Source organism: Niallia taxi, from assembly GCF_004005475.1.
In the GTDB taxonomy this organism is placed as follows: domain Bacteria; phylum Bacillota; class Bacilli; order Bacillales; family Cytobacillaceae; genus Niallia; species Niallia taxi.
Genome location: NZ_RZTZ01000019.1, coordinates 18,028 through 32,370 on the forward strand (window position 1 = coordinate 18,028; position 14,343 = coordinate 32,370).

General features: G+C 37.9%; 15 protein-coding genes. 8 read left to right on the plus strand and 7 right to left on the minus strand.

What is annotated here, in order from left to right:
• The first annotated feature begins 54 nt into the window (after positions 1-54).
• Entirely contained in the window at positions 55-1,620 is a 1,566-nt protein-coding gene (locus tag EM808_RS25320) for a PTS transporter subunit EIIC (protein WP_127742110.1), read from the plus strand.
• A gap of 1 nt (position 1,621) precedes the next feature.
• Positions 1,622-2,977 carry a 6-phospho-alpha-glucosidase gene (locus EM808_RS25325; protein ID WP_127742112.1) on the plus strand — a complete coding sequence of 452 codons (1,356 nt, stop codon included), beginning with the start codon at positions 1,622-1,624 and terminating at the stop codon, positions 2,975-2,977.
• 52 nt (positions 2,978-3,029) lie between these two features.
• Here the strand turns inward: EM808_RS25325 and EM808_RS25330 are convergent, their stop codons facing one another.
• Complete coding sequence (locus EM808_RS25330) at positions 3,030-3,362, minus strand: DUF3889 domain-containing protein (protein WP_235856714.1); 333 nt, start codon at positions 3,360-3,362, stop codon at positions 3,030-3,032.
• Between the two features lie 175 nt (positions 3,363-3,537).
• Between EM808_RS25330 and EM808_RS25335 the strand changes: the two genes are divergently transcribed.
• The gene (locus EM808_RS25335) at positions 3,538-4,107 is read left to right on the plus strand and encodes a biotin transporter BioY (protein ID WP_127742114.1); all 570 of its coding nucleotides are present in this window, start codon (positions 3,538-3,540) and stop codon (positions 4,105-4,107) included.
• A gap of 128 nt (positions 4,108-4,235) precedes the next feature.
• Here EM808_RS25335 and EM808_RS25340 read toward each other — a convergent pair whose 3' ends face one another.
• Positions 4,236-5,879, minus strand: a complete 1,644-nt coding sequence (locus EM808_RS25340) for a copper resistance protein CopC (RefSeq protein ID WP_127742116.1) — start codon at positions 5,877-5,879, stop codon at positions 4,236-4,238.
• Between the two features lie 261 nt (positions 5,880-6,140).
• Here EM808_RS25340 and EM808_RS28835 point away from each other — a divergent pair, with 261 nt between their 5' ends.
• Together EM808_RS28835 and EM808_RS25345 are read left to right on the plus strand one after the other, a co-directional pair.
• A complete protein-coding gene (locus EM808_RS28835) occupies positions 6,141-6,308 on the plus strand; it encodes a hypothetical protein (protein ID WP_164849796.1) in 168 nt (55 codons plus the stop codon).
• Between the two features lie 238 nt (positions 6,309-6,546).
• The gene (locus EM808_RS25345; RefSeq protein ID WP_127742118.1) at positions 6,547-7,524 is read left to right on the plus strand and encodes a cation diffusion facilitator family transporter; all 978 of its coding nucleotides are present in this window, start codon (positions 6,547-6,549) and stop codon (positions 7,522-7,524) included.
• 37 nt (positions 7,525-7,561) lie between these two features.
• Here EM808_RS25345 and EM808_RS25350 read toward each other — a convergent pair whose 3' ends face one another.
• The 3 genes from EM808_RS25350 to EM808_RS25360 form a co-directional block, all read right to left on the minus strand.
• Complete coding sequence (locus tag EM808_RS25350; protein WP_127742120.1) at positions 7,562-7,969, minus strand: hypothetical protein; 408 nt, start codon at positions 7,967-7,969, stop codon at positions 7,562-7,564.
• A gap of 84 nt (positions 7,970-8,053) precedes the next feature.
• Positions 8,054-9,058, minus strand: a complete 1,005-nt coding sequence (locus EM808_RS25355; RefSeq protein WP_127742122.1) for an LLM class flavin-dependent oxidoreductase — start codon at positions 9,056-9,058, stop codon at positions 8,054-8,056.
• A gap of 75 nt (positions 9,059-9,133) precedes the next feature.
• Entirely contained in the window at positions 9,134-10,264 is a 1,131-nt protein-coding gene (locus EM808_RS25360) for a metallophosphoesterase (RefSeq protein ID WP_127742124.1), read from the minus strand.
• 233 nt (positions 10,265-10,497) lie between these two features.
• Between EM808_RS25360 and EM808_RS25365 the strand changes: the two genes are divergently transcribed.
• Positions 10,498-11,451 (plus strand): MerR family transcriptional regulator, encoded by a 954-nt coding sequence (locus EM808_RS25365; protein ID WP_127742126.1) that lies wholly within the window; start codon positions 10,498-10,500, stop codon positions 11,449-11,451.
• Between the two features lie 113 nt (positions 11,452-11,564).
• Complete coding sequence (locus EM808_RS25370; RefSeq protein WP_127742128.1) at positions 11,565-12,356, plus strand: HAD family hydrolase; 792 nt, start codon at positions 11,565-11,567, stop codon at positions 12,354-12,356.
• A 44-nt stretch (positions 12,357-12,400) separates the two neighbouring features.
• Here the strand turns inward: EM808_RS25370 and EM808_RS25375 are convergent, their stop codons facing one another.
• Positions 12,401-12,832, minus strand: coding sequence for a hypothetical protein (locus EM808_RS25375; protein WP_127742130.1), 432 nt, complete (start codon positions 12,830-12,832; stop codon positions 12,401-12,403).
• 218 nt (positions 12,833-13,050) lie between these two features.
• Positions 13,051-13,833 (minus strand): CAP domain-containing protein, encoded by a 783-nt coding sequence (locus tag EM808_RS25380; protein WP_127742132.1) that lies wholly within the window; start codon positions 13,831-13,833, stop codon positions 13,051-13,053.
• Positions 13,834-14,020: 187 nt separating this feature from the next.
• On the opposite strand from EM808_RS25380, the gene EM808_RS25385 reads away from it, so the two are divergent.
• Positions 14,021-14,341 (plus strand): thioredoxin family protein, encoded by a 321-nt coding sequence (locus EM808_RS25385; protein WP_127742134.1) that lies wholly within the window; start codon positions 14,021-14,023, stop codon positions 14,339-14,341.
• Positions 14,342-14,343: the final 2 nt, after the last annotated feature.

The following is a 14,343-nucleotide window of genomic DNA, read 5'->3' on the forward strand; positions in this document are numbered from 1 at the left end:
ATTATACTTTAACTATAAATTGATAACGCTTTCGCACTAAAAGGAGGATCATATATGAAAAAAGTGGTTAATGGTCTCCAAGCCTTTGGAAAATCATTGTTCGCACCAATATTGCTATTACCGATCATCGGACTTTTTATCGCTTTCGGTAATGTTTTCGGTAACGGAAATCTAGCTCAATACGTTCCGTTTCTCGAAATTCCCATCATTCAAAATACAGGAAAATTCATTTCTGCTTCTGCCGTTTCCATCCTGCAGAACCTGGCATTAATATTTGCTGTCGGAATACCAATCGGCCTCGCCAAAAAGGATAAAGGCTATGCAGCCTTAACAGGGCTTGTCACCTTCGTTATCTTTATCAATGCGATGCATCAGGTGTTGGAGCTTGCCGGCCGGATTGTACCTGCTGAGGCTATGCAGCTTTCTGGACAAGCTATGGTTTTAAATGTGCAAGTTCTTGAAATGGGAGTTTTCTCTGGTATCATGCTCGGGGCACTTGTTGGTATTTTGCATAACAAATTTTGTGACATCGAGTTTAAAGGCGTTTTTGCCATCTACTCTGGTCATCGCTTTGTCGCTATTCTCGCCATTCCAAGCGCGATGATTTTAGGGGCGTTAGCAGCAGAGTTTTGGCCAATCGCCCAAAATGGAATTACTGCATTGGCAACTGGTATTAAAAATCTTGGTGTGTTTGGTCTGTTAGTTTATGGATTTTTAGAAAGAATCCTCATTCCGACAGGGCTTCATCATCTTGTTTACACACCGTTTCTTTATACAGAGCTTGGCGGTGTTGCCCATATTGGCTCTGAAATCATTTACGGTGCAAGAAACATTTACTTTGCGGAAATGGCTGACCCTGCTATTAAAGTATTAAGCGATACAGTTAACTGGGATGCCCGGGGCTTAAGTAAAATGTTCGGCTTAATGGGTGCTGCACTTGCGATGTATGTGACAGCAGACAAAAAGAAAAAGAAAATGGCAAAGGCTATTCTTTTCCCTGCTGCCTTCACTTCCTTTTTATTAGGTGTAACAGAACCGCTTGAATTCGCCTTTTTATTCACAGCACCATTACTGTTTGTAGTACATGCGATTCTGACAGGTACTGGAATGATGCTGCTGAGTATATTCGGTGTACATGCAATTGGCGCAAACGGCTTTATCGACTTCCTGCTGTACAACCTCCCACTTGGGACAACGAAGTCTAACTGGCCAATGTTCATTGTAGTCGGTTTATTGATGGCAGCGTTATACTTCATCATCTTCCGCTTTTTAATCTTGAAACTGAACTTAAAAACACCAGGACGAGAAGATGAAGCAGCTGCAGAAACAAATTCACAAGAAAAATCAACAACAAAGAAAGTCATTCCGAACGGCCCTCCTGCTGAATTAGGTGCCACCATTATTGGAGCACTTGGAGGCAGTGACAATATTGAAAATGTAGACAATTGCTATACAAGATTGCGGTTAATTTTAAAGGATCCAAATGCTGTTAATGAACAGGTACTAAAGGAAACAGGCTCAAAAGGAATTATTAAATCAGGCAACAATGTGCAAGTCGTATATGGATTAAATGTTAAAAGTGTTCGTGACCAAGTAGACCAACAATTAGGAGGAATATAACATGAAAAAATATATATTGGCAGTTGCAGGCGGAGGCAGCACTTACACTCCAGGAATTATCCGAAGCTTAATGGACAGACTGGAAGATTTGCCGCTCTCTGAAATTCGCTTCTATGATATTGATGGTGCAAGACAATCCAAGGTTGTTGTTGCAGCAAAAGCCGTTATCGCAGAGTATACGGATTCTATTCTCGTAACAGATACGACAGATCCACAAACAGCGTTTGAAAATGCCGACTTCGTGTTTGCACAAATGAGGGTGGGAAAATATGCATTGCGCGAGCTGGATGAGAAAATCCCCCTCTCTCACAATGTTGTTGGCCAAGAAACATGTGGTCCTGGCGGATTGGCATATGGACTTAGAACAATAGCTCCGATGATTGAACTTATTGACTATGTGGAGCAGTACGCTAAGGAAACTGCATGGATTGTCAACTATTCTAATCCAGCATCAATAGTCGCAGAAGGTGTCCGTAAGCTGCGTCCAAAGGCAAGGGTACTAAATATTTGTGACATGCCTGTCGCTACAATGCGTAATATTGCCGCAATACTCGGTGTCGAAAGAGAGGAACTTGTCGTTGACTATTTCGGACTAAACCATTTTGGCTGGTTCACACGACTTGAGGTTGATGGGATTGATCGACTTGCTGAAGTAAGAGAGCATGTTTATAAGCATGGCTTACTGACAGAGGATGTTTCCAAAATTGACTATCGTCATGCAGACTCTTCTTGGATTAAAACATTTAAAAACATTAAGCTGATTATGGATCATTTCCCTGAATACTTGCCAAATCCATATCTACAATATTACCTGTTCCCAGACCATATTGTAGAAACATCCAACAAAGATTATACACGTGCAAATGAAGTGATGGATGGCAGAGAAAAAACTTTGTTTGAAACAGTTGAGAAGTTTGAAGAGACTGGTATATTGGAAGATTCCTTCGCTGTAGGAGTACATGGAACCTTTATTGTCGATGTTACAGTGTCAATAGCTCAAAATCTTGGCAAACGCTATGTAGTGATGACAGAAAATAACGGCACGATTCCAAATCTTCCTGCAGACGCTATGATTGAAGTTCCTGCTTTCATTACAGCAGACGGACCTAAACCAGAATTTGTCGGAGATATTCCTTACTTCTACAAAGCAATGATTGAGCAGCAGCTTGCTTCTGAAAAAATCCTTGTCGAAGCTATCATAGAAGGATCCTATGAAAAAGCACTTCAAGCCTTTACGCTTAATAAAACACTTCCGTCTGCCAAAGTGGCTAAAGCCGTCTTAGATGATTTAATTGCAGCAAACAAAGATTTTTGGCCAACATTGAACAAAGAATATACAGAGGGCTTGCTAGTGTAAGCACACATTAAAAAACTCCGCTATTATTTTAGCGGAGTTTTTTTGCTGAACATCATGGGTTTGCTTCTTTCCAATCAATATTCAACAGTCTTTCTGTTCTCGTATCAAAAGTAAGATTAACCATAACGCCCACTTCTTTGTCCTTTTCCTTCACAATAAGCTTGAACTTTTCTGTGGAAGTGTTTTTTTTCTCTTCCTTCCCAATATGCTTATAGTCAACAATCTCACTGTTTGGGTATTTTTCCTTTGTTTTCGTCACTGCTATTTGCCCCCATTTAACATAGGAGGGCAGTCCTTTATCACCACTTGGTGCTGCTGACGTGTTCATTGCAAACAAAAAGCTGAGTAAAGTTATGCTAATTATACTTAGTATCGACTTACGCATCTTAACTCTCCTTTCTACTGCTGTTTCCTTCTATTATTCGCAATCTATGTTTTTTTATGTAAATCAATTCAAATAAATAGGTTAACTAAAAATAAAATATGGTTGACATATATTCCAACACCTTATATAGTAAATTTTAGTTATAATACATATTTATAAAGGATGGATTTTTGACATGAAGAAATGGAGAGCAATTGATATTACGATGGTAGCTTTATTTGTAGCGTTAATGACAATTGGCGCTAATGTAACAAACTTCTTAATAATTGCAGGTGTACCAATTACTCTGCAAACCTTTTTCGCCATAATGGCTGGTCTGTTGTTAGGTAAAAGGCTTGGCATGATTGCGATGATTTCCTATATGCTAATCGGCCTTGCTGGCTTCCCTATTTTCTCCGGACTTAGCGGTGGTTTAAGAATCCTAATAAGCCCAACATTCGGTTTTATTCTCAGCTATATTTTACTTGCTTATACAGTAGGTGCTATCCGTGAACGAAACAGCTCCTTGCCTGCATTTATTTTTAGCAGCTATGTCGGATTAGCGATTAATTATGTAATCGGTACTAACTGGATGTATTTTTCGTATAAGCTATGGGCACAAGCTCCTGAAAGCTTTTCCTATGAAATTGTTTGGGGCTGGATGATGCTTCCATTAGTTAAGGATCTTATTTTCACAGCCTTCGCTGGTGTCCTTGCAAACAGATTAAACAACTCCTATTTCAAAAAAAGCAGCTTACGAATATAAAACACAACAAAGGCCATGCATTCATGCACGGCCTTTGTTAATCTTCGACATGTTTTCTCTAAAAACGACTTGTTTATAAAAAACTTGTCACATCTTGCGGTTTCCCAAGAAATAATAATTCCCCATATTTATCTTACGTTAAATTCAAATGGGATATCGTAGCTGTCGAGATCTTTAAATAACAAATGAACGGTTGCTTCCCATTTTCCTGGGCTATTGAGCTGGAGATTTTCAGCAGTGTATTTTCCTTCCCCTGCCTTTTCAAGGGTAATGGAGGTTTGCTGGTCTCCTTGCTTTAATTCAATCGTGATTTGTTCAGGATCCTTTAAAGGATCTCTGTCATTATCAAATAAATTAACTTCATATTGATTTTGGATACCGGTTTTCTTTGGTGAAACAGCAAGACTTAAATTTTCATTATAAGAAATCTCTGCTTCACTGTAAAAAGGCTTATCTATCGGCAAGGTCGGTGTTTGCAGCTGTGTAAAGACGCTTGTCACTATTAGCAGAAGCACGCCAAGTACCATTTCTATCTTAATTGTTTTTTTATAGAATTTTTTCCTTGAAAGCATTGTTCTGCTTACAAGATGATATGCGCCAAAGCCAATCATTAAGGCAAAAATACCGACTTTCACAAGTAATGTGATTCCGTAAGCTGTGCTAACTAAGGAATGGAAGTCAGGTATCAGCAAGGAACCATTTACAGCACCGGAAATCGCAAGGACTGCAACAGTAAACAGTGCCCACATGGAATAAGCCTGCAATGTGTTCCAGTAAATATCATGCTGCTCTCCCTCTTTAGCAAAAACCCCTTCTTTTAAAAGGAAAATAATCACAATAATGCCACCAAGCCAAATGGAAGCTGCCGTCAAATGGAAAAAGTTCATGATGATTGCCACATTTTCATATGGTGAACTCGACGGATGACCAATGAACGCTTTGCAAAGGAGAATGCCAACAAAGCTGATGAGCGGCAAAATCCACAATCTTTTCTTTAATAGTGCTCCTTTTTTGAATATTAATACTTGTGCTAGCACTAATAGTAAGAAAAGTACCATCTGAATGGACCAAATTGTTCCTTCTTTTGTGCTTTGCAGTGTTTCAAGAAGCAAGGAAGGTTTTAATGCCTGGAAGAAGGATACACCTGCATTTACTTGCGTTTGGATAACGATAAAGGATAATAACCCTAATCCTATTAAGGTTAATGCAACAACTGCGTACCTTTTCGTTCTTCCTGCAATCTTAGGCTCCAATCCATTTGGCCTAAACCAAACAAGATAAAATAAAACCAGACCCATATAAAGGGAAAAACCACTGTATAGTAGGACTTTATTAATAGAGACACTTATCATACTGCTTTTGTCTGCTGTATATTGCTCTTGCGGAAGCACAACCCCCTCTGGCAGCTCGCCAATACTAAATGGAACTAATCCTGTTATCGAATGACCGTCAGCAGAGACAACACGCCATTCCATTGTATAAACATCATTCTTTAAATTGGCTTTCAAATCAACGGAGATTGTTTTATCCTCCACTGTCACATTGCCTTCATCAACCTTTTCACCAGCAGAATTCGTTACATTTAAAACAGCAAATCCCGATTGAATTTTTTCGTTATACTCAATCGTCGCTTTTGTTGGTGAATCATCCAAGCTTTCATTCTCACTCGGACTTGAATTGACGATATAGGCATGTGCAGAAGCATTCGAAATATTTATGGTGAATAACAGCATCATTACTAGAAATACACCAGAAAAAAACTTAAGTTTCATATTAGTCCATACACTCCCTTAACGCGAATACATCTATGTGCTACTTTGCACTTATTTTCTATTATATAGTTTGCTATACGCTGCGACAAACAAAAAGACCGCTTTATTGCTAGACATAAGTAAACACTAAAGTAATTTGCCTTTTGTCAAATGATGCTCTATCCTAGCATATTTTGCGGTTTCCGAGGAAATAAAAATAGCCATGTTTAAAGAAAACAAAACTGGCAATAATGTTGATAATCTACTTAAGGAGGTAAGTTAATGGAAGTAACAATGAGTGCAGATCAAGTTATTGCTGCAATCCAAGGTTTGCGTTCTAAGGGAGACCAATTAAACAAAAAGAAAATTAAAACAAACCACCCTGATTTAATGAGGCATGCTCTTCATTATTTTCCCGACTGGAACACTGCCGTTGAAAAAGCGAACTAATGTGCGGGTTTGCGTTTTTGTTTAATGTTCTAAAACAGAAATGTTAAAGCTTCCAAGATTTAACTTACATAATCTAAATTAGTCTGTCGTAATTTGACAGACTTCTTTTTAGTTATATGTGCGAATCAAGCTGTCCTTTGCATGTAATTTTAATAAATGGGAATGATGTAATTTATATCCTTTAAAAATGAGCGAGAATTTAAAAACTGTTGATTTACGATAGGAAGAGGGTTTAAGGATGAAAGATTTTTTTGCGTTGCTAAAGAATGGGAATAAATCAGCACTTTATGCAACGGTAATTAATACGCTGATTGCAGCAATAAAAGGAACAGCATTCGGGATAACGGGAAATGTAGCGATGTTTGCTGAAACAATGCATTCACTTGGTGATGCAGCTAATCAATTTTTTGTCTTTATCGGTTCCGCTTTAAGCAAAAAGGCACCAACTAAACGATTTCCTGGCGGTTTTGGCCGACTTGTTAATCTAGTTTTGTTATTTGCTGTTCTTATTGTTGGTATTATGTCCTATGAGACAATACGAGAAGGAATTGACCACTTATTTCATCCGACTGAATCGACTGGATTTTATTTAAATATCGCAGTACTTGCCCTTGCTGTTGTACTGGAATTTTTTGTGCTTATGAAAGCGATGAAGGAAATCGTGAAAGATGAGGGTGTCCCGTCCCGTGGCTTAAGCCTTTTTAAGAACAGCTTCCTTTATTTGAAGAAGGCAAATCCCGCCACAAAATTAGTCTTTCTGGAGGACATTGTAGCAACAGGCGGCGGTCTTCTCGCAATGCTCGCTGTCATCATTGCTCAGTATACTCCCTTCCATCAAGCCGAGGGTCTTGCTTCCATCATCATCGGAATATTTATGTTTTTTGTTGTTGGAAGAGTATTTTTGGATAATGCTGCTGGTGCTATCGGTGAAAGTGATGCGGAAATGGAAGGAAGAATCGGCATTATCGCTATGGCAGATCCAGATGTACGCGATATTCAGGACATTTCTGTCTATAAAGAAGGCGAAAACTTTCATGTTGAATTAAGTATTGAATTAGACAGTAAGCTAACTGTCGCACAAGCGGATCTTATTAGGCATCGCATTGAGGATCAAATTTTGGAGGAAAAAGGTGTTTCTGACGTCATAATTGAATATGACAAGGACGATGGCATTTTAAAGTGGAAAGAGCCAATTAATGAGATAAAAACACCATAAAAAAGAGGAAAGGCAGCCCCCTTTCCTCTTTTGCACATTATTCTTTAACAGCTTCTTCAAAAGGTGCGTAAAAAATCCCTTTCGGCGCTAATATATCTGTTTCCGTTTCTTCTTCCTTACCGTTAACCGTATAGGTTCCTGCTGGAAAGTAATCATAAAAGCCTGATTGAATATGGAGCTCGACATAATACTCGTCCAGTTCTTTCAATAATTGAATATATTCATCTTTATCAAGCACTTCGCCAAATTCATCTAGCTCAAAGTTTTCCTTAATGGCATCAGTAAGCTCTTCATGTGAATCAACTGTCACGAATAAATCAACATCACAGCATTCCATACAAAGTAATACCTCTTCCCCTCTAATCTCTTCATAAGACTCTTTTACTATATCCTGTAATAATTGATTGATTATATCAGCATTTTTTAAGATCATTGTCGTTTTCAAAAAAAAACCTCCATGTATAGCACATGTAAGAAAGATAAATCATATTTGGGCATATAGTCAAGTAATAACCTAAGAATAAGGAAACTACATAACAATTTCCTTAAGTAGCTTAAAGGATTCGAGTCTTTCTTGATGGCTATATAAAGCTGTGTTTACAATAACTTCATCTGCTTGCGTCTCCTTCAAAAACGCCTCGAGCTTTGCTGCAACTATTTCCTGTGTACCAATAATAGAAGATTTAAGCTGCTGTTGAACTACGGACCGCTCATATGGACTCCATATTTCATCCATGTTTTCAACAGGCGGCATCATTTGCGTTGGTCTGCCTCTTATTAAGCTTAAAAATTGCTGCTGTGAGGATGTCGCTAAATATTTAGCCTTTTCCTCTGTCTCAGAAATGATTACGTTGGCCCCAACCATAACATAAGGCTTTTCAAGCACTGTTGATGGTTTAAAATTCTGGTGGTAAATTTGTAATGCTGGGATAGTGTAATCTGATGAAAAGTGGCTTGCAAACGCAAATGGCAAACCAAGCTCTGCTGCCAGTTTTGCACTGAATCCACTTGAGCCTAGCAGCCATATTGGAATGTTCAAGCCTTCCCCAGGAATAGCTCGCACAGGCAAGCCTGTTTGCTCATAGGGCCTTAAAAATTGGCGTAAGTCCTCAAGCATTTCCGGAAAGTCACTACCGTCCCGTTTTCCGCCCCTGCGCAATGCATTCGCCGTTAACTGGTCACTTCCCGGGGCACGTCCAAGCCCTAAATCAATTCTGTTTGGATATAAAGACTCTAATGTCCCAAACTGTTCGGCAATAACTAATGGTGCATGGTTTGGCAGCATAATACCACCAGACCCGACACGTATTTTGCTCGTGCCTCCTGCTATATATCCAATCAGCACAGACGTAGCACTGCTCGCAATGCCTGGCATGCTGTGATGTTCTGCAACCCAATACCGATTATATCCCCATTTTTCCGCATGCTGTGCTAAATCTAATGAATTTTTAAAAGCAGCAGCTGCTGTACTTCCTTCTGTAATTGGCGATAAATCAAGGACAGAAAACTTAGCATCTTTTAATGTTTTCGACATTTTTTCTGACCTCCTTTTGTTCTCTATATTACTATAGAATGATTACAGTCCTAGAAGCAATTTTCCTGCTTACAGCTATTCCTTTAAGCTTTTAATATACTCCAATGTTTGCTCATGATAAGGCTTCATTAAGTACTCAATCGGCTGGTATGGTGAAACAACTGGCACCTTCTTATCATTAATAATTCGGATAATTGGTTTTGCTTGTGATTTGGATGCCGTTATCTTCCATTCACCTGCTCTTTTTTCCAGCGTTAAATCAATAATTCCAAGATGATTTCCCCAAAAGCCTGCTTGAACGGTTGGCTTTCCATTTATCGTTCCGGCCTGATGGTTAATGACATCTGTATTCTTTTCACCATTTTTCGGAAACAGGCCATGAGAATGTCCAAATAATAAGACATCAATCCCTTCCACCATACTCACATCGACTACATTATTCCCCTGCTTTTCTTTAAGAGCTCCATCTGATTGCAGTCCTGCATGAACAAGGGCAATGATTAGATCAGCACCCTCTTTTTTCATTTTCGGAACTAGCTCAGCTGCTGTTTCACTCATATTCTTTATGATTAAATTCCCTTTAAAATATTCCTTGTCCCATTCTGCTGCAATCGGTGTGAGCAGGCCAATCACACCAACATTTAATGTTTCCTCTTTTCCTTCATCTGTTCGAATAGATTGAGGCAAAATGACATACGGATTAAAAAAATGCAGATCATCTTCCTCCATGTTATTATGATCATCCACATAAATATTTGCATTTACAACGGGAAAATCAGCGCCAGTTAAACTTTTCATAAGAAAATCGATTCCATAATTAAATTCGTGATTTCCAACTGTCGCTGCATCATACTCCAATAAATTCATTGTCTTATATGCAGGGTGTATATCTGTAAGATTTAGAAGATTGCTTTTGGCAATAAATTCTGCGAGTGCATTTCCCTTTATTACATCGCCAACATCGAATAAAAGGGTATTTTCCGATTGTGATCTAATTTTTTGAATAAGAGATGCCGTTCTGCTTAGACCAAAATCAATGGTGCGTTTCTGGTTTTTATAATCATAATCTAAAATATTCGCATGGATATCTGTCGTTTCTAATATTTTCAGTTTAGCTTTTGTTGGATTTTGTAATTCCTCTGCTTCTGCTATTTTATATGGGAAAAACATTAGCAACAAAGCTAACAGTATGTATCGTATTTTCACGAGTTCTTCACCTCGGAGCTCCCAAGCATGGGGTAATGCCTTTATTCTTCTCCAAAATGCCAAAACCTACCCTTCTTTTCATTAAGCTTGCTGAAATATGTCAAGTATTAAGAAGTTTTGATAGCTTTTGTCTTCTTGCAGGAAAATAGGCCTTTTCTATGTAATTTGTAAGCATAGTCATTTATAAATTCTTTTTTCAAAATATAATTTATCAATTAAAAGGAGTGTAATATATGAATATTTATTCTATTTATGAAGCATCCCAAAAGCTGACAACAAGTCCTAAAACATTAAAGCAATGGGAAAATAAATTCAAAGAAATATTAATTATTCCGAGAACAAAAAACGGCGCGCGTTTTTATACAGACAAGGAGCTGTCCTTGCTGCTTGAGGTAAAAAATTTATATAAAGAAAAGAAAAACACAACAGAGGTTAAAAAAACATTAAGTATGATTTTACAGCCAAAAGAAGTTAAAGCAGAAAAACAAGTAGAACAAGCAGAAGGTAACGCAGAGCTTGAGACTGCTGCTAATGAAATCCAAGTTATCGAGCCCGAAGAATTAGTAAAAAAAATCGACAGAATTGCAGAAGATGGCACCCAGCTTCAAGCTCTTATGTCTTCACTTGAAGCATATAAGCAGGACTTCCTCCATGAGGTAAAACAAGAAATCCGCAACGGGATTAAGCAAGAGGTTTTGGAAAGCATTACAACAGAAATACAAGCTGGGAAGTCGGAAACAATAGAAAAGCTGTCTACTGCATTTTCTGAGCATCAGGACGCAGCAAAGGAAGACATCGAACAGATTTCTGAATTAGTACATACAAGCACACAAAAAACGACAGAAGACTATACGGCCATCAAGCATAATATAAAAAAGCTCTCCGATTTATCGAAAGCAGAAAGGAAAACATATTCTAAGCAATGGACAGCTTCTACAACCTCTACGAAAGAAATTAAATCAATGGTGGAGCATTTATCTAAATCCAATACAGAAATAAACAAAACAGTGGAGCAGCTTCATAAAAATGACCGAATTTTAATGGAAGCGTTGCGCATGGAACGAGAACAATTAAATAAAGAAATTAAGGACAGGGAAAAAAGCTTCCAAGAGCTTGTTCAGTCATTTCGCCAAACGGCGGTTGCAGAGCCTCCGAAAAAAACATGGTGGAAAATCTGGCATAAATAAGTTGAATATGTTTCGATTAAGATCAGGCAGCCCCTGGTCTTTTTTATGTCCCTGTCTTTATGTTAGAATGTGTTCGTAGGATGATTTTTAAAGTATGGACATTGGAGGATGTAATGGCAAATTATCAAGCACTGTTTCTAGATATTGACGGCACGATTTTGCAGCCAGACGACACGATGCAAGACTCTACAAAGGAGGCTGTCAAACAAATGAAGGAGCAAGGACTAGAAGTATTCCTTGCAACAGGACGACCTCTTCATGAAATAGCAGATATCGGCGAGGTATTAAAGATTGATTCATTTATTGGCTATAATGGCGCACTTGCCATTTATAATGGCCAGGACATTGTGAAAAGCCCGATGAGCCCTGATTTAGTGGACTTATACATAAAAGTTGCCCATGAAAAAGGCAATGAGCTTATCCTTTATACAAGCAGCCATAATCTTCTTTCCCATCCAGAAAATGAAATGACGAAGCTGTTTTGTAAGAAATTTCACTTAAGAAGCAATAGGCAGTATACAGAAGATCAGCATGCCAACATATTAGGCATTACCGTCATTAACCTAAAAGAAGCGGATATTCCCCTTTATGAGAGTTTTCCTGATATTCATCTTTCGCAAGTTAATATTGAAGGCTTCCGTCATGCATATGATGTGATTAGTGATAAAGTTAATAAAGGGATGGCTATCGGCGAAATATTAAATAGGCTGAACATCGAAACAAAAAATGCCATTGCCTTTGGTGATGGTATGAATGATAAAGAAATGCTCTCGGTTGTCGGCGTTGGTTTTGCTATGGGGAATGCTCATGAGAAGCTGTTTGCCTATGCCAAGCACAGAACTACCTCTGTAACAGACTCTGGCATTTATAATGGATTAAAGTCACTTGGACTAATTAAAGAATAGTTGCAAAAAAAATAAGCGATGCAAAAGCTTTGCATCGCTTATTTTTAGTCCGTATTTTCTGTTTGTGCTGTTTCAGCCAACACTTGGGTTATTTTTTTGTCGTAATAGCTTTCATTCATTTTATAAGAAAATTCAAACGCAGGTGATGCTGCATTTTCTGTTTTGATCCAATAAAAGCCTTCACTTTCCTGGATGGATTCAAGCTCCTGCATAATCGTAAGAGTAACCGTAATTAAGTTTTTGTTTTTTGTAATGGCAATAGATGGATTCGAGGTTCTAGACGGCTTATTCATCATTTTTTTGGCGAATAACACAGAAAAATACAACTCGTTTCCGCTTTTACTCTTTTTGTTCATTTTTAGCAAAAAGGAATCTCCCAAATCTACTAGCTTTTCTTTATCCATATCTTCAACAGACATGATTAGTTTTATGTATTTGTTCTCTACTGGTGCAATATTAATTTTCGTAGCAGCCATTTGTATCCTCCTCTTTACAATCAACTGACACAATGCCATTTACACATACTTTCTAGTTTATAACAGAGAGGCATTTTCTATGACAAAAAAATTTGTAGTCAGGTCATATTTTTATATAATATTATAGCTGACATGTTAAGTTCAAGTAGAACACACCAAAAAAGTGCGATTATAAAGGACATCTTCTGATTTTTGAAGATGTCCAATCTGTCTACCGCTTATTTTTTTACAAACATTTGAACCCATTCATATCCATTTTCTTCAAAGCCAACACCAATATGGGAGAAATCCTTGCTAAGAATATTAGCACGGTGCCCTTCACTATTCATCCACGCATTCACAACCTCTTCAGGTGTTCTTTGTCCTTGAGCAATATTTTCACCAGCTGACTTATACGTGATGCCAAAATCTCTCATCATGTCGAATGGTGATCCATATGTTGGGCTCGTATGTGAAAAATAGCCTTTTTCATTCATATCCTGTGCTTTCACATTCGCAACTTCGTTTAACTCAGGATATGCCTTAAGAGCAGTTAATCCAGCTTTTTGTCTTTCTTTATTAGTTAAGCTGATAACTGCATCCACGTATTCACTGGAGCCTTTATTTTCACTGGCAATATCAGCAGCTTTTTTAGGTGATTGCTGTGCTGCAGGCGCAGGTTGTGCCGGTGCAGACTGAGATTGCTGAATGTTATTCGTAGTTGGTCGTTGAGTCTGTTGTGCAGTTCCATTGTTTGTATTTGCATTCGTATATCCATTGGCATTTCCATTTGGTACTGCACCACGATTAACAATTTTAAATTCATATTTTGCATCCTGAATTTTAATTGCTTGTGTATGCGGGTAACGGTTACTGTTTGTGTCTGTTTTTAAATTGGAAATTTGACCTGTTTCTATTATATCATTGTCCGTGTCAATTGGATTGTCATTATTATTACATGCAGTCAACATGCCTGCAGCCAAGCTCATACATAGTACTGTTTTAACGGGTTTGAATTTCATCGAAATTGCTCCTTTGCTGTTTATTCTTTAATTATTTTCTCTGTTTGCACCCAAATTACTTATGGTATTTATTTGCTCATTTTCTAAAAAAACTTGGAAGCATCTTACAGGTATTTTTAACGATTTACGTGTATAATGACGATAATAGCTAGTTTGAGCTATTTCAAATAATGTTAAGAGGTGTAATATGAATCAAATCAGCACAACAGAATCATTTAATGAAATTATTAACAATGGAGAAACTAATGTCATTAAGTTTTTCACGACTTGGTGTCCTGACTGTACAAGAATGGATATGTTTATCCCTGAAATTATCGAAGAAAATGCAGACAAAAAGTGGTTTAGCTTGAACAAGGACGAGCTTCCTGAGCTAGCAGAAAAATACGATGTTATGGGTATTCCGAGTCTGCTTGTATTTAAAGACGGAGAGAAAATTGGACACTTACACAGTGCTAATGCTAAAACACCTGAGCAAGTCGAGGAATTTTTGGCTCCATTTAAAAAATAAAC